General features: G+C 70.4%; 20 protein-coding genes. 12 read left to right on the forward strand and 8 right to left on the reverse strand.

The features are described from left to right. The first annotated feature begins 168 nt into the window (after positions 1 to 168). Positions 169 to 1392, forward strand: a complete 1224-nt coding sequence (locus OG379_RS35595; RefSeq protein ID WP_405667326.1) for a CapA family protein — start codon at positions 169 to 171, stop codon at positions 1390 to 1392. Between the two features lie 60 nt (positions 1393 to 1452). Here the strand turns inward: OG379_RS35595 and OG379_RS35600 are convergent, their stop codons facing one another. Beyond that, entirely contained in the window at positions 1453 to 1914 is a 462-nt protein-coding gene (locus tag OG379_RS35600) for a universal stress protein (protein WP_393759903.1), read from the reverse strand. A gap of 163 nt (positions 1915 to 2077) precedes the next feature. Between OG379_RS35600 and OG379_RS35605 the strand changes: the two genes are divergently transcribed. Beyond that, positions 2078 to 2923 (forward strand): polysaccharide deacetylase family protein, encoded by an 846-nt coding sequence (locus OG379_RS35605; RefSeq protein ID WP_405667327.1) that lies wholly within the window; start codon positions 2078 to 2080, stop codon positions 2921 to 2923. A gap of 25 nt (positions 2924 to 2948) precedes the next feature. On the opposite strand, the gene OG379_RS35610 is transcribed toward OG379_RS35605, so the two are convergent. Beyond that, positions 2949 to 3611 (reverse strand): class F sortase, encoded by a 663-nt coding sequence (locus tag OG379_RS35610; protein ID WP_405667328.1) that lies wholly within the window; start codon positions 3609 to 3611, stop codon positions 2949 to 2951. A gap of 319 nt (positions 3612 to 3930) precedes the next feature. Between OG379_RS35610 and OG379_RS35615 the strand changes: the two genes are divergently transcribed. Beyond that, positions 3931 to 4677 carry a hypothetical protein gene (locus tag OG379_RS35615; RefSeq protein WP_405667329.1) on the forward strand — a complete coding sequence of 249 codons (747 nt, stop codon included), beginning with the start codon at positions 3931 to 3933 and terminating at the stop codon, positions 4675 to 4677. A 92-nt stretch (positions 4678 to 4769) separates the two neighbouring features. Here OG379_RS35615 and OG379_RS35620 read toward each other — a convergent pair whose 3' ends face one another. Further along, on the reverse strand, positions 4770 to 5318 hold the full coding sequence (locus OG379_RS35620) for a hypothetical protein (RefSeq protein ID WP_393759896.1): 549 nt from the start codon (positions 5316 to 5318) through the stop codon (positions 4770 to 4772). Positions 5319 to 5503: 185 nt separating this feature from the next. Then, on the reverse strand, positions 5504 to 6271 hold the full coding sequence (locus tag OG379_RS35625; RefSeq protein ID WP_405667330.1) for a hypothetical protein: 768 nt from the start codon (positions 6269 to 6271) through the stop codon (positions 5504 to 5506). A 751-nt stretch (positions 6272 to 7022) separates the two neighbouring features. On the opposite strand from OG379_RS35625, the gene OG379_RS35630 reads away from it, so the two are divergent. The 3 genes from OG379_RS35630 to OG379_RS35640 all read left to right on the forward strand — a co-directional run bounded on the left by OG379_RS35630 (position 7023) and on the right by OG379_RS35640 (position 11173). Then, positions 7023 to 7979 (forward strand): SCO0930 family lipoprotein, encoded by a 957-nt coding sequence (locus OG379_RS35630; protein WP_405667331.1) that lies wholly within the window; start codon positions 7023 to 7025, stop codon positions 7977 to 7979. Between the two features lie 204 nt (positions 7980 to 8183). Next, positions 8184 to 9002: an SAM-dependent methyltransferase gene (locus OG379_RS35635; protein WP_405667332.1), complete on the forward strand. Its 819-nt coding sequence runs from the start codon at positions 8184 to 8186 to the stop codon at positions 9000 to 9002. After that, positions 8999 to 11173, forward strand: coding sequence for a putative bifunctional diguanylate cyclase/phosphodiesterase (locus tag OG379_RS35640; protein ID WP_405667333.1), 2175 nt, complete (start codon positions 8999 to 9001; stop codon positions 11171 to 11173). The genes OG379_RS35635 and OG379_RS35640 overlap by 4 nt, the downstream gene beginning before the upstream one ends. A gap of 11 nt (positions 11174 to 11184) precedes the next feature. On the opposite strand, the gene OG379_RS35645 is transcribed toward OG379_RS35640, so the two are convergent. Next, positions 11185 to 12117: a LysR family transcriptional regulator gene (locus OG379_RS35645; RefSeq protein ID WP_405668770.1), complete on the reverse strand. Its 933-nt coding sequence runs from the start codon at positions 12115 to 12117 to the stop codon at positions 11185 to 11187. A gap of 95 nt (positions 12118 to 12212) precedes the next feature. Here OG379_RS35645 and OG379_RS35650 point away from each other — a divergent pair, with 95 nt between their 5' ends. The 3 genes from OG379_RS35650 to OG379_RS35660 are packed head-to-tail and all read left to right on the forward strand — an operon-like array spanning position 12213 to position 15614. Continuing rightward, the gene (locus OG379_RS35650; RefSeq protein ID WP_405667334.1) at positions 12213 to 12920 is read left to right on the forward strand and encodes a succinate dehydrogenase; all 708 of its coding nucleotides are present in this window, start codon (positions 12213 to 12215) and stop codon (positions 12918 to 12920) included. Between the two features lies 1 nt (position 12921). Further along, positions 12922 to 14871 carry a fumarate reductase/succinate dehydrogenase flavoprotein subunit gene (locus OG379_RS35655; protein ID WP_405667335.1) on the forward strand — a complete coding sequence of 650 codons (1950 nt, stop codon included), beginning with the start codon at positions 12922 to 12924 and terminating at the stop codon, positions 14869 to 14871. Next, on the forward strand, positions 14868 to 15614 hold the full coding sequence (locus OG379_RS35660; RefSeq protein ID WP_393759880.1) for a succinate dehydrogenase/fumarate reductase iron-sulfur subunit: 747 nt from the start codon (positions 14868 to 14870) through the stop codon (positions 15612 to 15614). Before OG379_RS35655 ends, OG379_RS35660 begins: the two co-directional genes overlap by 4 nt. Before the next feature lie 154 nt (positions 15615 to 15768). Here OG379_RS35660 and OG379_RS35665 read toward each other — a convergent pair whose 3' ends face one another. Together OG379_RS35665 and OG379_RS35670 are read right to left on the reverse strand one after the other, a co-directional pair. Further along, positions 15769 to 18204, reverse strand: coding sequence for an ABC transporter (locus tag OG379_RS35665; RefSeq protein ID WP_405667336.1), 2436 nt, complete (start codon positions 18202 to 18204; stop codon positions 15769 to 15771). A 97-nt stretch (positions 18205 to 18301) separates the two neighbouring features. Further along, on the reverse strand, positions 18302 to 18493 hold the full coding sequence (locus OG379_RS35670; RefSeq protein ID WP_393759877.1) for a DUF6381 family protein: 192 nt from the start codon (positions 18491 to 18493) through the stop codon (positions 18302 to 18304). Between the two features lie 206 nt (positions 18494 to 18699). Here OG379_RS35670 and OG379_RS35675 point away from each other — a divergent pair, with 206 nt between their 5' ends. Both OG379_RS35675 and OG379_RS35680 read left to right on the forward strand, forming a co-directional pair. Continuing rightward, positions 18700 to 19026 (forward strand): plasmid stabilization protein, encoded by a 327-nt coding sequence (locus OG379_RS35675; protein WP_405667337.1) that lies wholly within the window; start codon positions 18700 to 18702, stop codon positions 19024 to 19026. A gap of 63 nt (positions 19027 to 19089) precedes the next feature. Continuing rightward, positions 19090 to 19578: a hypothetical protein gene (locus tag OG379_RS35680; RefSeq protein ID WP_405667338.1), complete on the forward strand. Its 489-nt coding sequence runs from the start codon at positions 19090 to 19092 to the stop codon at positions 19576 to 19578. 57 nt (positions 19579 to 19635) lie between these two features. Here the strand turns inward: OG379_RS35680 and OG379_RS35685 are convergent, their stop codons facing one another. Further along, the gene (locus OG379_RS35685) at positions 19636 to 19851 is read right to left on the reverse strand and encodes a dodecin (protein ID WP_277330539.1); all 216 of its coding nucleotides are present in this window, start codon (positions 19849 to 19851) and stop codon (positions 19636 to 19638) included. Between the two features lie 203 nt (positions 19852 to 20054). Between OG379_RS35685 and OG379_RS35690 the strand changes: the two genes are divergently transcribed. Then, complete coding sequence (locus OG379_RS35690) at positions 20055 to 21308, forward strand: extracellular solute-binding protein (protein WP_405667340.1); 1254 nt, start codon at positions 20055 to 20057, stop codon at positions 21306 to 21308. Positions 21309 to 21610: the final 302 nt, after the last annotated feature.

The raw sequence follows: 21610 nt of genomic DNA on the forward strand, positions 1-21610 counted from the left end.
ACCGAGGTCTGCGCCGAGCGGTCGCACGGAGCGGCGAGTGGTGCGGTGAACGGTCACCCGGCGCCGATACGGCCGATTCAGGTACTTTGGCTGCTTTGTTCTTGACTCACCGGTATGAATATATGTGTATTCGGATGGCCGAAATCGTCCGAACTGGGAGTCGTGCAGATGACGAAGCGCATCCGACAGGGCGCGGCGATCGCCGTCGCCGGTCTCCTCGCCACCGCAACAGCCTGTACCGGCCAGCAGTCGTCGCCCCCAGGTTTCGCCGGGCGGCACCTCTCCGCCGAGCAGGGTGTGAACGGCGCGGGCGCCGGGGGAGCGGAGCGGACGCGCGCCTTCACGCTGCTGGCCTCGGGCGACATCCTGCCGCACTCCTCGATCATCGACCGGGCCGCGGCCGACGCGGGTGGCAGGGGCTACGACTTCCGTCCGATGCTCAAGGGCGCCGCTCCAGCGGTCTCGGGTGCGGATCTGGCCATCTGCCACATGGAGACGGTGTACGGCCAGGACGGCGGCCCCTACACCGGCTATCCGTCCTTCAAGTCACCGCCCGAGGTGGCGACCGCACTGCGCGCCACCGGCTTCGACTCCTGCTCCACCGCCTCCAACCACACCCTGGACGACGGCGCCCAGGGGATCGGGCGGACACTCGACGCGCTGGACCGCGCGGACATCGCCCACGCCGGATCCGCACGCTCGGCCGAGGAGGCGGCCCGCCCCACCTTGCTCAGGGCGGGCAAGGGCAAGAGCGCGGCGAAGGTCGCCCACCTCGCGTACACCTACGGCACCAACGACCTCCCGCTGCCCGCCGGGCAGCCCTGGGCGGTCAACCTGATCGACAAGGACCGGATCGTCGCGGACGCCCGGGCGGGCCGCAAGGCGGGTGCCGACGTGGTCGTCGTCTCCCTGCACTGGGGCACCGAATGGCAGGACGACCCCGACGACGTCCAGCTCGGGCTCGGCCGCGAACTCACGGCCTCCGGCACCGGCGAACGCCCCGACATCGACCTGATCCTCGGCACCCACGCCCATGTCCCGCAGGCGTACGAGAAGGTCAACGGAACCTGGATCGTCTACGGCATGGGCGACCAGGTCGCGGGTGCCATGGTCAACCACGAGGGAGTCCAGGACCCGCGCGCCAACGAGAGCTCGATGGGCCGCTTCACCTTCGAGCCGCCCGCGAAACCGGGGCAGCGATGGGCGGTCAAGAAGGCCGAGTTCATCCCGCAGTGGTTCGACCCCGAGGCGGGGCGCGTGGTGCGCCTGGCCCCAGGGGCCGCAGGCCCGGCGGGGGAGACGGACGGCCGGCTGGGAGAGATCCGGGACCGGATCCAGGCCGTCGTCCTGAGCCGTGGAGCAGCCCAGGACGGTCTCGTGGCCGGCAAGTGACGTCCCCCACCCACCGGGGCGTTCATGGCGCGAGGGTGACCGGCGGGTGCCCGTGGGGCGTCACGGCACGACGGTGACCGGCCAGCGCCCGGCCTTCACGAGCCGGACCGCCACCGAGCCGATGAAGCGGTGCCCGGCGGACTCCGACGCGCCCACGACCACGGCGTCCGCCTTCAGCTCGTCGGCAGCCGTCACGAGCCCGTTGTACGGATCCCCGTGGAACGTGTGGAACTCCCAACGGACGTTCCATATGTCCTTGAGCCGCTCGGTCGCCGTCCTGATCTCGTTCACCAACCCCTCGGCGACCTCGCCGGTGGCCTCGGCCACCGGGGCTCCCAGGGCGGCGCCGGCCGACATCACCGGCTGGACATAGACGAGGGCGAGCATCGCGTTCTGCCGGCGGGCGAGGCCCGCCGCGTACGCCGCGGCCCGCATCGAGGACTCGGAGCCGTCGATGCCCGCGACGATCACCTTGGGGCCGTCCGTGCCGCGCTCGAAGCGGTGGTGTTGCTGGTCAGTCACGGGCCTGAGGGTAGCCGCTCGTGTCCCGCGCCCCCCGGGCGGGCGGTGGAACCCGGAACCTTCCCTCCGGATTCCGCCGAGGCACTCCATCCATCGGGTGCAAAACACCACATCCCAGGTGTCGGCGCCAGACGGGGGCGTCACTCCGTGCGAGCAGTTAGTCATGAAGCATGATCAGATTCCGGCGGAACGCCGCACCTTCCTGCGCCTCGCTCTCACCCTGGGGGCAGCCCTCACCGTGCACGCCGTCGCAGCGGATCCGGCCGGGACGCCCGCGCGCCCCGGTGGTGAGCCCCCGCCCCCGGCCGCCGGGCCTCCGGCGAGGGCCCGGACGGCGCCGGGCGCCTACCGGCTGCGGCCCATGACGTCGACCACGCCGTCCCGCTTCCGGCCGGCCGCGCCGCCGGTCCGCACCCGGCCCTTCGAGGAGCTGCCGGAGCTGGGGAGCGACGCCGTGGTGCTCAGCTTCGACGACGGCCCCGACCCCCGGTACACCCCGGACATCCTGGCCACGCTGCGAAGATACGAAGTCCGGGCGATGTTCTTCGTCTGCGGTGAGATGGCCACCGACAACCGCGACCTGCTCCGCGAGATGGCGGACGACGGGCACGTCGTCGGCAACCACTCCTGGTCGCACCCCCTCATCCCGAAGCTCTCCCGGGGCGCGATCCGCGACGAACTGGGCAGCACCAGCGAAGTGATCGAGAAGACCCTGGGATCCCCGCCGCTCTGGTACCGGGCCCCGTACGGCGCCTGGAACCGCAATTCCTTCGAGATCGGCGCCGCGATGGGCATGGAACCGATGGCTTGGACCGTCGACACGCTGGACTGGACCACGCCGGGCACCGACTCCATCGTCCGCCGGGTCAAGAAGGGTGCGGCGCCCGGCGTCGTGGTGCTGTCGCACGACGCCGGCGGAAACCGGTCCCAGAGCGTGGCCGCCCTCCGCCGGTACCTGCCGGCGCTCATCGAGAGGGGGTACCGCCCCACAGTCCCGCACCGCAGCTGACGGGGGCGCCGGTTGCCCGGACCGGCTACCGCGTCTCGACCAGCCGGGCGAAGACCACCACGTTCCCGTCGTAGCCGTTGGCCTTCGAGTACCCCCCGCCGCAGGTGATGACCCGGAGTTCGGCGTACCCGGTGTCGCCGTACACCCGGGGGCCCGGGAAGTCGTTCTTGGAGAAGACCTCGACGCCGTAGATCTCGAACACCGCGACCCGGTTGTCGTAGCGGGACACCTCGATCTGCTGCCCCTTGCTGAGGGAGCCCAGTCCGTAGAAGACCGCGGGGCCGGCCAGGTTGTCGACGTGGCCGACCATCACGGAGGTCCCACGCTGGCCGGGGGCGATGCCGTTCTGGTACCAGCCGGCGAGGTTCGGATCCTGGGCGGGCGGCGCCTCGATCCAGCCGGCCGGGTCCAGGTTCACATCGACCACGGGTGCGTCGACCTCGATCGACGGGATCTGGATGCGCTCGGCGGGGGCGTACGCGAGCGGCTGCACGGACTCGCCGTCGGCCGGGGCGGACACCGTGGTGTCCCGGGGGCCGGCCACGGAGGCCGCTGCGGCGGGCTGCGGCGGTCCGGGTGACGTCTCCACGCCGTTGCGCATGAGAGCGAGCCCGGTGAGCATCACCAGGGCGATGGCGCCCCACGGTGTGCGTCTGCTCCGCTCGCCGCCCCATTGGTCCCGGCCCATGGTTCTCCCTTCGTCGCGACACCGTCACGCTAGGCGCGGTGGTGCAAGGCGGCGATCAGGGAAGGGCGAACGGGTGGCGGCCGACCGGGCGCCGTCGTGGGCGTCTTCTCTTCGGAGTAATGAGCGGATAAAAATTCTGACGGTCCGTGACCTGCGGCTCCGTCAGATTCCGGGTCCAGTCCGCGGCGTGTCGGCTCACCGGGGTGGAGCAGCGCCGAAATGCGATACCTGCGGTATTTGGTGAGGGTTCGTCATGGGACGCGTTCTCGTCTACTCCCGGGGACCAGACTCCGGGGCGCTTCCCGCTGGAGGTTCAAAGATGCGTGCTTCACGCACTCTCGCGGTGACCGCGACCGCATTCGCGGCGGTCGGGCTCGCTGCCCCGCTGGCCGCCGCCGGCGGCGGCCCCGGCAGCAACCCGAGCAACTTTCCGACCAATGTCACCGTCGACCCGTCCTCGGTCCACCAGGGCGCCACGATGCAGGTCAGCGCGGAGGGCTGCGGCCGCTCCGGCGGCAAGGTGTGGTCGAACGCCTTCCCGACGGTTAACCTCTCGCCGGGCCGGGTCGGCTACGCCACGGCGCACATCCGGAACAACGCGACGCCTGGTCAGTACAGCCTGTCCGTGAGGTGCAACGACAGCCAGAACAACTTCGGAGGCAACGGAGGCAACGGCGGCCAGGGCGGCAACGGCGGCCAGGGCGGCAACGGGGACGAGCGCGGCCAGGGCGGCAACGGCGGCGGCCAGGGCGGCAACGGCGGCGGCCAGGGCGGCAACGGTGGCAACGGCGGCGGCCAGGGCGGCAACGGTGGCGGCCAGGGCGGCAACGGTGGCCAGGGTGGCAATGGTGGCCAGGGTGGCAACGGTGGCCAGGGTGGCAACGGCGACCCGGTCGCCACGGCCCGCTTCACCGTGCTGAACTCGCGGGGCGCGCAGGGCGGCCTCGGCGGCTCGATGGGCCCCAGCTCCGTCGAGATGCAGGTCGGCGGCGGCCTTGTCGCGGCGGCAGCCGTCGGCGGAGCCGTCTTCGTCGTCCGTCGGCGGATGAGCAATGCGGCGATCTGACGCGTCGAACCTCCCGCCCGGCCCGATACGCCCGTCGCCCCGAGTCCTGGATCAGGACCCGGGGCGACTGTCGTGTGTCCGTATGCGAGCCGTCAGTGCTGGCGAGCGGTGCGGCGCTTGCGCAGGACATAGAAGGCGCCGGCCGAAGCGGCCGCCACCAACGCGGAACCGGCGGCGATCTCCGCGGGGTCCATCGTGTCGACGCTGCCGCCGAGCCCGCCCAGCACGCCGCTCGGAGAGGCGGTGGAGCTGGTCGTGGGGGCCGTGGTGGGGCTGGTCGTGGGGGAACTGGTGGCGCCGCTCGTGATCGTCAGGTTGGCGGACCGCGTGGTGGTGCCGCAGCGGAAGGTCACCTCGTAGACCGCGCCCCGCCTGGCGTCCCAGTCGACCGTGGCCGAGGCCGACCGCCCGCTCGGGATGGTGACCGTGTCGAACACGCCAGAGAACGCGGTCGCATTGCTGGTGCACCCCATGGCGCCGAGAGTCACCTGGCCTCCCGGCGCGACCGTCGACGGAGTGATGGTCGGCGTGAACGAGGTGGACGTGCCGCCGTTGTGCACATCGGCCGATGCGGCCGGTGCCATCAGGAAACAGGCGGCGGCGCCCAGCAGGGCGACGGGTGCGACACGTATCGCGCGCATGGTGAATCCTCCGGGTCCCGAGGAGCAGCCGCGGAACGGATTTCCGCGAGGTATGAGAAATGCACCTCGATGACCGAAACGGTAGAAGTGCCGCATACCACCCGCGATCGGTGTCAGGCGAATGGGGCAGCCTTGTCCCCCGACCGGCTCTGCGGCCGAGCGACAAGGCTGCGGGATACGCGCTCCTATCCACCCGTGGCGTGCGGGAACAGATCGACGAACGGGGCTGTGGTCGCCGAGATGCCCCGGCCGAAGGGGGCGTCGAAGTCCCAGATGAGGAAGAGCAGGAAGGCGATCAGGACGCTGAAGAGGCCCGCCAGCAGCAATTCACGGAAGGTTCTGCGGATCTGGAGCGTGAAGATCAATCCGACCGTGACCACGGCCCCGGTGATCAGACCGAACCAGACGACTCCCGGCATGGTCGCGCCCGCGTTCTGCCCCCGGGCCCCCCGTGCGTCGTCGACGGCGGCCACCTGGTCCACCAGCGGCTGGTACGCCTGACCTTCGTGGTCCGTCCGCGGCTTGTACTCCGTCACGTCGGCCCGCACCCGGTCGAGAAGTCTGGTGCCCTCCTCGGTGAGACTCGAGTGGTCCGTCATCGACTTCCATTCGGCGCCGACGACATGTGCCACATACGCGTCCACGTCGGCCCGGATGCGGTCGCGGACCTCGACCGGATAGACCGCCGACCGGGCGCTCACCTCGTGCAGTGCCTGCGCCTCCAGGCGTACGGACTCCTGGGCGGCGCTGCGGCCCTCCCAGACGCCTGCGATGGCCAGGCCGAGCACGATCGCGTACACCACGCCGATCATCATCGTCATGTACTCGATGACGTCGGGTGTCTCGGACGGATCGTCGTCCTCGGCGATGCGCCTGTTGCTCAGGACGGCGATGGTCAGCACGACGGCGCATGCCGATGCCATCGCAATGGTCAGAACAAGCCATTCCGACATGGGTTCCCTTTTTCGGTTCAGCGGGACGAGCGGGGCCGCAGTACGGCCACGGCGAAAACGGCGGGCGCGGTGATGAGAAGAGTGAGCGAGACCAGTGACGGCCCGGCCCGGGGTGTCTTGCGGGGAGGCTTTTTGTAGGCGGGCAGCGCGACGGGCGCCGGGGGTGGTGGCGCGGGGCGCACGGTGGCAGGCGGTGGCGAGGGTTCGGGTTCCGGTTCGGGCGGCGCGGGTGCGGGGGGAGGTGGCGGCGGTGGAGGCGGAGGCGGAGGGGGCGGTGGTGGAGGGGGTGGAGGAGGCGGAGGCGGTGGAGGGGGTGGAGGAGGCGGAGGTGGTGGCGGTGCTGGTTCGGGCTCGGGCTCGGGCTCGGGTTCGGGCTCGGCGATGACCGCCCCGCACCGTCCCTCGCCCGCCACGGCGACGGACGAGCTGCCGTCCCCCTGCCCGATGGAGGCGACGGCGCAGTCGTCGCCGGCCGCCGGCAGCGGGGCGGCGAGCAGCAGGAGCAGGGTCGCGGCCGTCAGCCGCCATATGCGTGATCCGTACACGCCGGGGAGCATGTTCCCCTCAGCCGCCGAACACGCGGAGGGCGGAGTTGATTCGCCTGATGGAGGGGACATTCGGTGATTCGCGTTTGCGCCCGCCGGAACTTGTCCGGGCTTCCGTTGAACGCAGAGGTACCGGTCGCCCGTACCAAGGGCCACGGAAGACGCGGACTCGCGTCCCGGACGGCAGAAGGACAACGGGAGTCGACATGAATACCTGGCGGAACGCCTCGCTCGCGGTGACGGCGGCGGCCCTCTTGGCGCTGACGACGGCGTGCGGTCAGGAGAAGGGCACCGCGTCTCCGAACGGCCAGGCCGTGGGGAACGCCGCCCCCGCACAGCAGCCGGCCGACAGCGGATACGGCTCGGACGGCGGCTACGGTTCCGGCGCGGCAGCGGGTGGGACGGCGAAGGAGGCCGGGCAACTCGCGGTGTGGGACAGCAAGAAGCTGGGCAAGGTGCTGACCGACAGTGAGGGCTTCACGCTCTACCGTTTCGACAAGGACACCGCCGAACCGCCCAGGTCGAATTGCGAGAGCGACTGTGGGAAGGCATGGCCCGCGGTGCCGGCGCAGAACGCCGAAGCGGCCGCGGGCACCGAGGCGTCACTGATCGGCGAGGTGACCAGGGGCGACGGGACCAAACAGCTGACCGTGGCGGGTTGGCCCATGTACCGCTATGCCGAGGACACCCGGCCCGGTGAAGCCAACGGGCAGGGAGTCGGCGGGACATGGTTCGCCGCCGCTCCGGACGGAAAGAAAGCGGCGGTGAACGCCGACGGAGCCACCGGTGCTCAGGCGGACCTCGCCGGACTTTCGGTCCGCGAGGATCCGGAACTCGGGAAGATCGTCGTGGACAAACGGGGCATGACGGTTTACCGCTTCAAGAAGGACTCGGCGTGGCCGATGAAGTCCGCGTGCACGGGTGAGTGTCTGAAGAAGTGGCCGGTCGTCGGTCCCGTGGAGAAGAATGACGTCGAAGGCGTCACCACGAAGGGATTCGTCACCTTCGACCGTCCGGACGGCGTCAAGCAGCAGTCGCTCGACTGCTGGCCCCTCTACACCTTCTCCGGCGACGCGCGGCCGGGAGACACCAACGGCCAAGGCGTCGGGGGCACATGGTACGCGGTGTCGCCCGACGCGAAACTGGTCGGAGCCTCCAAGTAACGCCCGGAAGATCCTCCGTGATGCCGGTCCGTCGCCGAATGCGCACACGCAGCGACGGGCCGCCGCACTTGCCTCCGGTGTGTGACCAATAACGGATCTCTAATTTCCGTTTCCACTCGCTCTCCTGGCGGTCGATCAGTAGCCTCTGGTCAACACTGACCATGAACATGGCCGGATCGCCGTGGCGACTTGTTGGAGACATCGATGGAGCGTCCCGCCTGGGCACCGCAAGGCATTGACATCTCGGTGCCGAGCGTGTCTCGCATGTACGACTTCTATCTGGGCGGTTCGCACAATTTCGAGGTGGACAGGGAAGCGGCCCGGAAGGCCATGGAGTTCATGCCGGGCCTGCCCAAGGTCATGCAGGCCAATCGTGCTTTTATGCGGCGAGCCGTGCACTACGCCACTGCTTCAGGCGTCAACCAGTTTCTGGACATAGGGTCCGGTATACCGACCTTCGGCAATGTTCATGAAGTCGCCCAGGCTGCCGATCCCGAGGCCCGGATCGCCTATGTCGACCACGACTCGGTCGCGGTCGCACACAGCCAGGCGGTGCTCGAGGGCAACGAGCGGGCCGTCATCGCAGCCGCGGATCTGCGCAAACCCCGGGAGATCCTGGCGGACCCGCAGATCAACGGCCTCCTCGACCTGGACAAGCCGGTGGCGCTGCTCCTGGTGGCGGTGCTGCACTTCATCGAGGACTCCGACGACCCGTACGCGGCGGTCGCGGAGCTGCGCGACGCGCTGGCCCCCGGCAGCCTGCTGATCCTGACCCACGCGTCGTACGAGGGGATCCCGCTCAGCCAGGAGGAGGCGGGTGGGACCGTCGGTGTCTACCGCACCATCCGCAATCCGCTGATCATGCGTTCGCGCACGGAGATCAGCCGATTCTTCGAGGGGTACGAGATGGTCGAGCCCGGGCTCGTCTCCATGCCCGAGTGGCGCCCCGAGTCCCCCGAGACACTCGCGCACGAAGACCCGTTCGCCTTCTCGGGCTTCGCCGGGGTTGGGCGCAAGGCGTGAGCATTCCCGCCCAGTCGTCGGGCGTGCCCGACGCGGAACCCGACGGCCCCGAGGGCCGGCTCCGGAGATTCGCCACCATCTGGAGCCGGGCGATCTTCCCGTCCACGGCCACCTCCATGTCCCGCCCCGAGTTCGAGGAACATCTGCTGCCGCTCGCACGGAAACTGAGCGACATCCTTCACACCCGGGTCTTCGACGCGGCACCCGCGCACGGCGTCGGAGCCTCCCTGGTCGCCGCACACTGCACGGACCCGGACGCCCTGAGCTCCACCCTCGGCGTCGTCGACTCCTACCTGGTCCTCTACTGCGGCGGCAACGGGCCGGTGGACCTGCCGACCGAGGAGAGCCGGGCCCGGTGCGCCCGGATCCAGCACGCGCTGGCCGGCGGGTTCACCCAGGCGCTGCGCGAGCGGACGCTCGCCGAGCAGGAGGCCATCGCCCGCTCCGCCCTCACCGCGCGGTCGCACGCCGAACAGGCACTGCACGCCACCGAGGCCCGCTTCCGTGCCGTGTTCAAGGACGCCGCCGTCGGGATCGGCATCGCCGACCTCGACGGGAACATCCTGGAGATCAACGACACCCTCACCAAGATGTTCGGCGGCCTGGAGAACCACGTCCGCAGCCACAAGGTGAACGAGTGGGTGCACCCCGAGGACTCGCCGTACGTCTGGAAGTACTACGACGAGCTGGTACGCGGCGAGCGCGAGCACTACAGCGTCGAAAAACCGTACTACCGCAACGACGGCACCGTCCTGTGGACCAACCTCACCGTGTCGCTGCTGCGTGACCCGGAGGGGCGGCCGGAGTACCAGCTGGCGCTCATGGAGGACACCACCGAGCGGCGGCTGCTCAACCTGCGGCTGCGCTACGAGGCCACCCACGACGCGCTCACCGGTCTGCCGAACCGCACGCTGTTCTTCGAGCGGCTGGAGAAGGCCCTCGCGCCCAGGGAGGGCATGCGCTTCGGGCTCTGCTACCTGGACCTGGACGGCTTCAAGGCGATCAACGACAGCCTGGGCCACGCGGCGGGTGACCGGCTCCTGGTCGAGGTCGCCGACCGGCTGCAGAGCTGTGCGACCGCCCCAGGCGAGATGGTCGCGCGGCTCGGCGGTGACGAGTTCGTGGCCCTCACGACCGGGCCGCACACCCAGGACGAGGTCCACGAGCTGGCCGGCCGCATCCTCTCCGCGCTCGCCACGCCCATCCGTCTCGACGGCCGGGAGCTGACCGTACGGGGATCCATCGGCGTCGTCGAAGGGCCGTCGGGCGAACGCACCGCCGCCGAGGTGCTCCGCAGCGCCGACATCACGATGTACCGGGCCAAGGCGGCGGGCGGGAACCGCTTCGCGCTCGCCGACGCCGAGGCAGACGCTCGCGCCATCACCCGCCACGGACTGACCACGGCGCTGCCCGCGGCGCTGGACCGCGGCGAGTTCTTCATCGAGTACCAGCCGCTGGTGCACCTCGGTGACGGCAGCGTGCACGGAGCCGAGGCGCTGGTGCGCTGGTGCCATCCGCAGCACGGCGTGCTCGGCCCGGACCGGTTCATCCCGCTCGCCGAGCACACCGGGCTGATCGTGCCGCTCGGCCGCTGGGTGCTGGAGGAGTCCGTCCGGCAGGCGAACTTCTGGCAGGAGCGCCACACCGACGGCGGGCCCCTGCGCATCAACGTCAATCTCTCGCCGACCCAGCTGCACCACCCGAGGCTGGTCGCGGAGACCGTCGATGTGCTGGAACGCTCGGGCCTGGAGCCTGGCGCCCTCTGTCTGGAGGTCACCGAGTCGGCGCTGATCGGCGCGGACGACGATCTGCTCAAGCCGCTGCGTCAGCTGGCGGAGATGGGCGTCGACATCGCGCTGGACGACTTCGGCACCGGTTACTCGAACCTGGCGAACCTGCGCCGCCTGCCGGTGAGCATCCTCAAGCTGGATCGTTCCTTCACCCAGGGCATGCAGCACCATCCGGCCGACCCGGTCGACCTGAAGATCGTCGAGGGCATCGTCTCGCTCGCCCACAGCCTGGACCTCGCGGTCACGGTCGAGGGAGTCGAGACCGGCGCCCAGGCCGAGCAGCTGCGACAGCTCGGCTGCGACACCGCCCAGGGCTGGTACTACGCGCGCCCCGGCGCCCCGGACCGGATCCACGCGCTGCTGCTGGCGGACGCGGTCTGACGGCTCCGTCCTCAGCCGCCGCCCGGGCCCGGCCGGCCGGCGGCCGAGGACGCTGCGGGCGGCCCCGCCCCCAGGAGCATCCGCTGGAGTTCCCGCGCCGCGCGCGGCGGTTCGACGTCGCTGCGGTGCGCCAGCGCGATCGTGCGCCGCAGCCCCGGCGAGGCCAGCGGTGTCGTCCGGAGGTCCTGGCCTGCCCGCACGGCGACCATGCGGGGCACGACGGCGATCCCGAGCCCCGCCCGTACGAAGCCGAGTACGGCGTCCATCTCGCCGCCCTCCACCGTGAACGAGGGATCGAAGCCCTCCGCCCGGCACGCGGCGACGGTCAGCTCCCGAAGGTCGTAGCCGTGCCGGAACATCACCAGCGGCTCGTTCTCGAGATCGGCGATGTGCACGGACCCCTTCCGCCCGGGTGCGGGCCGGGACGCCGATGACACCACCACCAGGTCCTCGTGCAGCAGCTCCACCGTGGTGAGCGCCGGCGATCCCGCCGGCAGGGGCAGCACGAGCAGTGCGAGATCCAGGGCGCCCCGTGCCAGCTGCCGCACGAGGTCGTGGGAGCCGCCCTCCTCGATCAGGAGCTGGATCCCCGGGTGCGCGCCGTGGAAGGCCCGCAGCACGTCGGGCAGCAGGCCCGTGCAGACGCTCGGGGTGGCGCCGAGCCTGATCCGCCCCCGGCGCAGCTGTACGAGCTCCTGCACCTCGTGCCGCGCGGTGTCCGCGTCCGCCAGGATCCTGCGGGCGAGCGGCAGCAGCGCCTCGCCCGCGTCGGTCAGCGCGATGTTGCCGCGCGCGCGGCTGAACAGCTCGGCGCCCAGCTCGTTCTCCAGTGCCTTGATCTGCTGGGAGAGGGAGGGCTGAGACACGTGCACCTCTTCGGCGGCCCTGGTGAAGTGTCTGGCCTCGGCCACGGCCACGAAGTAGGCGAGCTGCTGGAAGTGCATGCGGCCGACGATAGCGAACTCCATAGCCTGTGCCTATGGATATGAGTCATTTCATGTCTTGGACTGATGATGGCTTCGGCTCTAGCGTCGTGTCCATGGCATTGGCAACGCGGACGGACCGACGGCCGTCCATGACGCGTACGCTCTGGGACTCGTCCGTCGGCAAGAAGACGATCATGGCTGTGAGCGGCCTGATCATGCTCGGTTATCTGGCGGTCCACATGCTGGGCAACCTGAAGATCTTCTTCGGATCCGGCGAGTTCAATCACTACGCGCACTGGCTCCGGACCCTCGGCGAGCCCTTCCTGCACTACGAGTGGGCGCTGTGGATCATCCGCGTGGTGCTCGTCGCGGCCGTCGTCCTGCACGCCGTATCCGCCTATCAGCTGAGCCTCCGTGACCTCAGGGCGCGCCCGACGGCGTACGTCCACAAGAAGGCGCGTGCCAGCTACGCGACGCGCACCATGCGCTACGGCGGCATCATCCTCGCGCTGTTCATCGTCTGGCACATCCTGGACCTCACGACCGGCACCGTGCACACCGGCGGATTCCAGACCGGGCACCCCTACCAGAACGTGCTCGACACCTTCTCGACCTGGTACGGCAACGTCATCTACATCGTCGCCGTGCTCGCGCTGGGTCTGCACGTCCAGCACGGGTTCTGGAGTGCGGCGCAGACCCTCGGCGTGGGCAGCGCGACCCGGGACCGCGTCCTGAAGACCCTCGCCAATGTCCTCGCAGTGGTGCTGACGGCCGGCTTCGTCTCCGTGCCCGTCGCCGTGATGACCGGAGTGGTGAGCTGACATGAGCGACTACACGAACTACCGCACCGGCGACCCCGTCGTCGACGCCAAGGCGCCCGAGGGCCCCGTCGCCGAGCGGTGGGACACCCGCCGCTTCCAGGCGAAGCTCGTCAACCCGGCCAACCGCCGCAAGCACACCGTCATCGTCGTCGGCACCGGCCTGGCAGGCGGATCGGCCGGCGCCACGCTCGCCGAACAGGGCTACCACGTGGTCCAGTTCTGCTTCCAGGACTCGCCCCGGCGTGCCCACTCCGTCGCCGCCCAGGGCGGGATCAACGCAGCCAAGAACTACCGCAACGACGGCGACTCGGTGCACCGGCTGTTCTACGACACCGTCAAGGGCGGCGACTTCCGCGCCCGCGAGTCCAACGTCCACCGCCTGGCCGAGATCTCGGTCGAGATCATCGACCAGTGCGTCGCCCAGGGCGTCCCCTTCGCCCGCGAGTACGGCGGCCTCCTCGACAACCGCTCGTTCGGCGGCGTGCAGGTCTCCCGCACCTTCTACGCCCGCGGGCAGACGGGGCAGCAGCTCCTCCTCGGCGCGTACCAGGCGCTCTCCCGGCAGATCGCGGCCGGCAACGTCGAGCTCCACTCCCGCACCGAGATGCTCGACCTGATCGTCGTGGACGGCAAGGCCCGCGGCATCGTGGCCCGCGACCTCGTCACGGGGAGGATCGACACGTACTTCGCCGACGCGGTCGTCCTGGCGAGCGGGGGCTACGGCAACGTCTTCTACCTGTCGACCAACGCCATGAACTCCAACGCCACCGCGATCTGGCGCGCCCACCGGCGCGGCGCCTATTTCGCGAACCCCTGCTTCACCCAGATCCACCCCACCTGCATCCCGCGCACCGGCGACCACCAGTCGAAGCTGACGCTGATGAGCGAGTCGCTGCGCAACGACGGACGCATCTGGGTCCCGAAGGCCAAGGGCGACGACCGCCCCGCCGACCAGATCCCGGAGGACGAGCGGGACTACTACCTGGAGCGCATCTACCCCGCCTTCGGCAACCTCGTGCCCCGTGACATCGCCTCCCGCGCCGCGAAGAACGTCTGCGACGAGGGCCGCGGTGTCGGTCCCGGCGGCCAGGGCGTCTACCTCGACTTCGCCGAGGCCATCGCACGCATGGGCCGGAAGAAGGTCGAGGAGAAGTACGGCAACCTCTTCGACATGTACGCGCGGATCACCGCGGAGAATCCGTACGAGACGCCGATGCGCATCTACCCCGCCGTCCACTACACGATGGGCGGCCTCTGGGTCGACTACGACCTGCAGACCACGATCCCCGGCCTCTTCGCCATCGGTGAGGCCAACTTCTCCGACCACGGTGCCAACCGCCTCGGTGCCTCCGCGCTGATGCAGGGCCTCGCCGACGGCTACTTCGTGCTGCCTTCGACCATCAACGACTACCTGGCCCGCAACCCGCACGCCGGGGAGATCGACGCCGGCCACCCGGCCGTCACCGAGGCCGTCGCCGAGACCGAGGACCGGCTGAACCTCCTCCTCGCGGTCGACGGGGACCGCACCCCGGACTCCTTCCACCGCGAGATCGGCGAACTCATGTGGGAGTTCTGCGGGATGGCACGCACCGAGGAGGGCCTCCGCAAGGCCCTCGACCGGATCCCACAGATCCGCGAGGAGTTCTGGCGGCGCATCAAGGTGCCCGGCACCGGCGAACAGTTCAACCAGTCGCTGGAGAAGGCCAACCGCGTCGTCGACTACCTGGAGCTCGCCGAGCTCATGTGCCTCGACGCCCTGCACCGTGCCGAATCCTGCGGCGGTCACTTCCGCGAGGAGTCGCAGACCCCGGACGGCGAAGCCGCCCGCCGGGACGAGGAGTTCTCCTACGCCGCGGCCTGGGAGTTCAGCGCCACCGGCGACGCCCCCGTCCTGCACAAGGAAGACCTCGTCTTCGAGTACGTCCACCCCACTCAGCGGAGCTACGCATGAAGCTCACCCTGCGCGTCTGGCGCCAGCAGAACGCCGAGGCGCCCGGCGCCATGGCCACCTACGAAGTCGACGGCATCTCGCAGGACATGTCGTTCCTGGAGATGCTCGACACCCTCAACGAGGAGCTCATCCTCGGTGGGGACGAGCCCGTCGCCTTCGACCACGACTGCCGCGAAGGCATCTGCGGCGCGTGCAGCCTCGTCATCAACGGCGACGCCCACGGACCGGAGCGGACCACCACCTGCCAGCTCCACATGCGGTCCTTCCGCGACGGCGACACGATCGACATCGAGCCGTGGCGGGCCTCGGCCTTCCCCGTCGTCAAGGACCTCGTCGTCGACCGCTCGTCCTTCGACCGGATCATCCAGGCAGGCGGATACATCTCCGCGCCCACCGGCACGGCGCCCGACGCGCACGCCACGCCGGTGCCCAAGCCGGACGCCGACTCGGCCTTCGAGCACGCCGAGTGCATCGGCTGCGGCGCCTGCGTCGCGGCCTGCCCGAACGGCTCGGCGATGCTCTTCACCTCCGCCAAGGTCAACCACCTCAACGTGCTCCCGCAGGGCGCGCCCGAGCGGGAGACCCGAGTGCTCGACATGGTCGCCACCATGGACGACGAGGGCTTCGGCGGCTGCACCCTCACCGGAGAGTGCGCGACGGCCTGCCCCAAGGGCATCCCGCTGCCGTCGATCACCGCGATGAACAAGGAGTGGCTGCGCGCCAACCGCAAGGTGCGCCGCTGACCCTGCCCCCGCGCAGCGCCCTCAGAGCATCCGGCAATCGGGGGGCGGCGTCGCGGGGCCGGGTGCGCACATCTGCGGCGTTGACGTCAATCACCATGGCTCCGCCATGGCTCGATCCTCCGCCTTGCAGCTGCACGCACCCAGCCCCGCTCCTTCATCCACCCCCCAGTTGCCGGATGCTCTTAGCCAGGTAAGCGGCCGTACGGCTCCCCGTCGACCGGGCCACTTCCCGCGGCGTCCCGGTGGCGACGATCCGGCCGCCCCGGTCCCCGCCGCCGGGCCCCAGGTCGATCACCTGGTCCGCACCGGCCACCACCGCCATGTCGTGCTCCACGACCACCACGGTGTTCCCCGCGTCCACCAGCCCGTGCAACTGCCGCATCAGCACCTCCACATCGGCCGGATGCAGCCCAGTCGTAGGCTCGTCCAGCAGATAGAGCGTGTGCCCCCGCCGGGCACGCTGGAGCTCCGTGGCGAGCTTGATCCGCTGAGCCTCACCGCCCGACAGCTCCGTCGCAGGCTGGCCGAGCCGCAGATAGCCGAGCCCCACGTCGAGCAGCGCCCGCAGGCTGCGCTCGGCCGCCGGTGTCCCGGCGAGGAACTCCGCCGCCGCCTCCACCGTCAGGTCCAGCACCTCGGCGATCGTGAGCCCGCGCAGAGTCACCTCCAGCGTCTGCGGGTTGTAGCGCGCGCCGTGACAGTCCGGGCAGGGAGCGTACGTACTGGGCAGGAAGAGCAGCTCGACGGAGACGAACCCCTCGCCCTGGCAGGTCTCGCACCGCCCGCCCGCCACATTGAACGAGAACCGGCCCGCCCGGTACTTCCGCTCCCGCGCGGTCTCCGTCTCCGCGAACAGCTTCCGCACGACGTCGAACAGCCCGGTGTACGTGGCCAGGTTGGACCGGGGCGTACGGCCGATGGGCCGCTGGTCCACCTGCACGAGCCGGTCCACCGCGTCCAGGCCCTCCGCCGACGCGCAGCCCCGCGCCACCGGCGCGGCAGGATCCTCCGAGGCCTCCGCCGGCCGCCGGTCGGCGAGCGCCCCGGCCAGGACCTGGCCGACGAGGGTCGACTTGCCCGACCCCGACACCCCGGTGACCGCCGTCAGCACACCCAGGGGGAACGAGGCGTCGACGCCGCGCACGTTGTGCAGGTCCACCCCGCGCAGCGTGATCCATCCCGAGGGCGTCCGCGGCTCGCGCTCCGGCGCAGGGTCCTCGTCGAAGAGGAACCGCCGGGTCGTGGACCCCGCCACCCCGGCGAGGTCCGCCGGAGGCCCGCTGTGCAGGACCTGGCCTCCGTGCTCGCCCGCCAGCGGCCCGACGTCCACCAGCCAGTCGGCCTGCCGCACCACGTCCATCTGGTGCTCCACCACGAACACCGAGTTCCCCGCCTGCTTGAGCCTGCCGAGTACACCGAGCAGCGCCTCCGTGTCGGCCGGGTGGAGCCCCGCCGACGGCTCGTCCAGCACATAGACGACGCCGAAGAGCCCCGAGCGCAGCTGTGTGGCCAGCCTCAGTCGCTGCAGCTCGCCCGACGACAGGGTCGGGGCCGTACGGTCGAGGCTGAGGTAGCCGAGTCCCAGCTCGGTGACCGGTCCGATCCTGGCCAGCAGATCGGCCGTCAGCACCCGTGCCGTGTCACTGCCGCCGCCCGCCTCCAGCAGCACCTCGGTGAGGGCGGTCAGGGGGAGCGCGACGAGGTCGGCGATGGTGCGGCCGGCGAACGTGACCGCCATGGCCTCCGGCCGCAGCCGGCTGCCCCCGCACACCGGACACGGCGCGCTCGTCAGGAAGCGCTCCGCCTTCGCCCGCAGCGTCCGGCTCCTGGAGTCCGCGAACGTGTGCATCACATAGCGGCGCGCGCTGATGTACGTACCCTGGTACGGGCGCTGGATGCGGCCCGCGTCGCGCACCGGATGGACCGTCACCACCGGCTGCTCGTCCGTGAACAGGATCCATTCGCGGTCCGCCGGGTCCAGGTCCCGCCACGGACGCTCGATGTCGTAGCCCAGGGCGTCCAGCACATCGCGCAGATTCTTGCCCTGCCAGGCCCCGGGCCAGGCCGCGATCGCGCCGTCACGGATCGACAACGACGGGTCCGGGACGAGCAGTTCCTCCGTGGTGCGGTGGATGCGCCCCAGGCCGTGGCACTCGGGGCACGCCCCGGCCGCCGTGTTCGGGGAGAAGGAGTCCGAGTCGAGCCGTTCGGCACCGGGCGGATAGTCACCGGCGCGGGAGAAGAGCATGCGCAGGGAGTTGGAGAGCGTGGTGACCGTACCCACCGAGGAGCGTGACCCGGGCGCGGACCGGCGCTGCTCCAGGGACACGGCGGGCGGCAGACCGGTGATCTCGCCGACGTCGGGCGCCCCGACCTGGTGGATCAGCCGGCGGGCGTACGGGGCGACGGACTCGAAGTAACGGCGCTGGGCCTCCGCGTAGATCGTCCCGAACGCCAGGGAGGACTTTCCCGAGCCCGAGACCCCGGTGAAGACCGCGAGGGTGTCGCGCGGGATGTCGACGTCCACGTCACGGAGGTTGTGTTCACGAGCGCCGCGTACCCGGACGTACGGATCATGGGGGGTGGACATCGGCGGTGCGGCTCCGTGGGGGATCGGTGGGGTGGACATGCTTCTGCCGGTGATCCTCCCGCACGCGGACGGACCACCGGCAGGGCGGGTGCCGGGCCTACACCATGGGGTCCATGCCGCGGTCCGTCATGGAGCCCTCCTGCTCGCTCTGCTCCCGCAGGCGGCGGGCCTTGTCCTGGAGCCGCTGCCGCTGCTCCGGATCGGTGGCACGTTCCGCGGCCTCGTTCAGTTCCTGCGCCTTGGCACGGAGCTGCTTGGCACGGCCGCCGGACTCACCTGCAACGCTCATGATCACTCCTGGATCTGTGGGGGAGCGGACCCCACCAGCGAAGCAGCGCCCGGCCCCGCCTGCATCTCGAGCCGCCACGCTCCGCCACGTGTGCGGACCGGCCCCGTGCCCCGTTCGGACCTCTCGCCCAGCAGGCATAGGGGCGACGGTGTGGGGTAGTGGGTGCGGCGGGTCACCACCGTCGTCCGGCAGTGAGGAGAGGTGCCATGCCCGCAGGATCCAGCGCCAAGCGCGAGCGTCAGTACGAGCACATCAAGGAAGGTGCCGAGGAGCGCGGCGCGTCGACGAAGCGCGCCAAGGAGATCGCGGCGCGCACGGTCAACAAGGAGCGCGCTCGCTCGGGGGAGTCCGAGACCGCGAGCCGGACGTCCCTCAAGGACCCCAAATCCGCCTCGGAGCGCGGTGGGCAGCGCTCGCACAGCGGGGCGCAGGGGCCGACGAAGGACCAGCTGTACGAGGAGGCCAAGAAGCGCAACGTCGAGGGCCGCTCGTCGATGACCAAGGAGCAGTTGCGCAAGGCCCTGGGGCGCTGAGGGCCGGCCACTCCCCGGGGCACCTGCCGCCCGCGCGCAGGGGCGGCTTCTAGGGTGGGTGTCGTGAGTGACGACACCCGGCCGCTGGCCGTATTCGACCTTGACGGCACCCTCGCCGACAGCGGCCACCGGCAGCACTTCCTGGAGGGCTCGCGGCGCGACTGGGACGGGTTCTTCTCGGCGGCACCCCACGACCCCCCGCTGGAGGAGGGCGTGAGCCTGGCGCTCGCGAGCGCCGAGGAGTGCGAGGTCGTCTATCTGACCGGGCGGCCCGAGAAGTGCCGCAGGGACACGCTGGCCTGGCTGGAGCGGCAGGGGCTGCCGAAGGGCAGCGTCCATATGCGCGGCAACGCCGACCGGCGGCCGGCCCGCCGTACCAAGCTGGAGATCCTGGAACGGCTGGGCCGGGAACGTGAGGTTCGCGTCCTCGTCGACGACGACGAGCTGGTGTGCGACGCCGCCGAGCGGGCGGGGTTCACGGTCGTACGCGCCCGGTGGGCCGTCGCCCCGCCGTCGATGAAGGACGCGCAGGAGCGCGAAGGGCGTACCTGACGGGACCGGTCGCGGGCGGCGCCCGGTCCGGCCCCGCATGTGGAGCGACGTACCGGGTCAGGCGTTCTCGTCAAGGCGGAAACCGACTTTGAGCCCCACCTGGTAGTGGGCGATGCGGCCGTCCTCGATATGGCCGCGGACCTGCGTCATCTCGAACCAGTCGAGATTGTGCAACGTTTCGGAGGCTCTTGCGACGCCGTTCCGGATCGCCGCGTCGAGACCTTCCTCGGAGGTTCCTACGATCTCGGTGACCCGATAGGTGTGATTAGACATCTAATGTCTCCTTTCGTGGTTCCACGGTGCCTCACTAAGGGTCGGAGCGCGAGGCATCCGCCCCGCGGTCCGTGACGGGACGGGGCTTGACCTGCCTATTGGTCCATACCAAACTCCGGTCCATACACCCGTGCGAGCGCCGCCCGCAGTCCCCCCACCCGGGTCCTGTCATTCGTCGTGCTGTTTCGCAGAAGGTGACCCCCGTGAAGATCCGCATACTGGCCGGAGCCGTCGCGCTCGTTTCCTCCGTCGCCCTGAGCGGCTGCGGCTACCTTCCCGGTACGGGTGCCGACAGCAGCACCGTGACGGTGTGGCTGATGAAGGGCAGCGCCTCCCAGAGCTTCCTGGACAGCTTCAAGGAGTCGTACGAGGCCGAGCACCCCTCGGTCGAACTGGAGTTTGTTCTCCAGGAGTGGGGCGGCATCGGCCCCAAGGTCCTGAAGGCGCTCGAGGGTGACGACGCCCCGGACGTCATCGAGGTCGGCAACACCCAGGTCGCCCAGTACGCGGAGAGCGGTGAACTGCGCGATCTCACCCTGGAATCGATGCGCGACCTGGGCGGCGAGGACTGGCTTCCGGGACTCGCCGAACCGGGCAAGGTCAACGGCGGACAGTACGGAATCCCCTGGTACGCGGCCAACCGCGTCGTGATCTACAACAAGGACCTTTTCGCGCAGGCGGGGATCACCGAACTCCCCAGGACGCGCGAGGAGTGGGTGGACGTCAGCGAGCGGCTGAACACGGGCGGCCGGCAGGGTATCTACCTCGCCGGACAGAACTGGTACGTACTCGCCGGCTTCATCTGGGACGAGGGCGGCGAACTGGCGGACGACCGCGGCGGCGACTGGGAGGGCACACTCGACTCACCCGCAGCCCTGCGGGGCATGGACTTCTACAAAACGCTTCAGGCGCTCGGCGACGGGCCCAAGGACGCCGACGAGCAGACGCCCCCGGAGACCGATGTGTTCGCCGAGGGTGACGTCGCCCAGATCATCTCCGTGCCCGGAAGTGCCGCACTCATCGAGCAGCGGAACCCCGAACTCAAGGGGAAGCTCGGCTACTTCCCCATCCCCGGCAAGAGTGCGAAGAAGCCGGGCGCGGTCTTCACCGGAGGCTCCGACCTGATCGTGCCCGAAGGCGCCGACCAGCGGAGCGAGGGCATCGAGGTCGTCAAGGCCCTCGCGGGGGAGCAGTGGCAGACGGAGCTCGCCCGGGCCATGAGCTATGTGCCGAACAAGCCCGCGCTGGCGAGCGTCGTCGAAGGCCAGGAAGGGACATCCGCGATGGCGGAGGGTGCCACCGAGGGCCGAGCCACCCCCAATTCGCCCTACTGGCCGGCCGTCGAGGCGGACAACCCGATCAAGCCGTACATGACGGCCGTGCTGGAGGGCGGCGACCCGGTGGAAGAGGCGAAGAAGGCGTCCGAAAGCATCACGTCCAAGCTGATCACCGGCTGACGGGGACCAGGAGGGGCCGGCCGGGAGGGCGGCCCGCCCGCGAGCCGGGGATTCAGCCGTCGCGCATCCCCTCGCTCCGCAGCGGTCATGTCGAATCCAGCCGGCCAAGGAAGAAGTAGGGCGCCAGGCGTCCGCCCGTGCGCGCCGTCGCCCTGCTGACCGCCGGATGCGCTCTCACCCTCCTCGGGGTGCTCTGCGTGCCCGCGGTGCTGCTCCTGGGACCGTCGTACCGCGACCGGCTGATCCGCCGGTGGGCCTACGCGGTGGTGCGGGGCTTCGGCGTACGCCAGCGGGTCACCGGG

This window comes from Streptomyces sp. NBC_01166 (assembly GCF_045039765.1).
Lineage (GTDB): Bacteria > Actinomycetota > Actinomycetes > Streptomycetales > Streptomycetaceae > Streptomyces.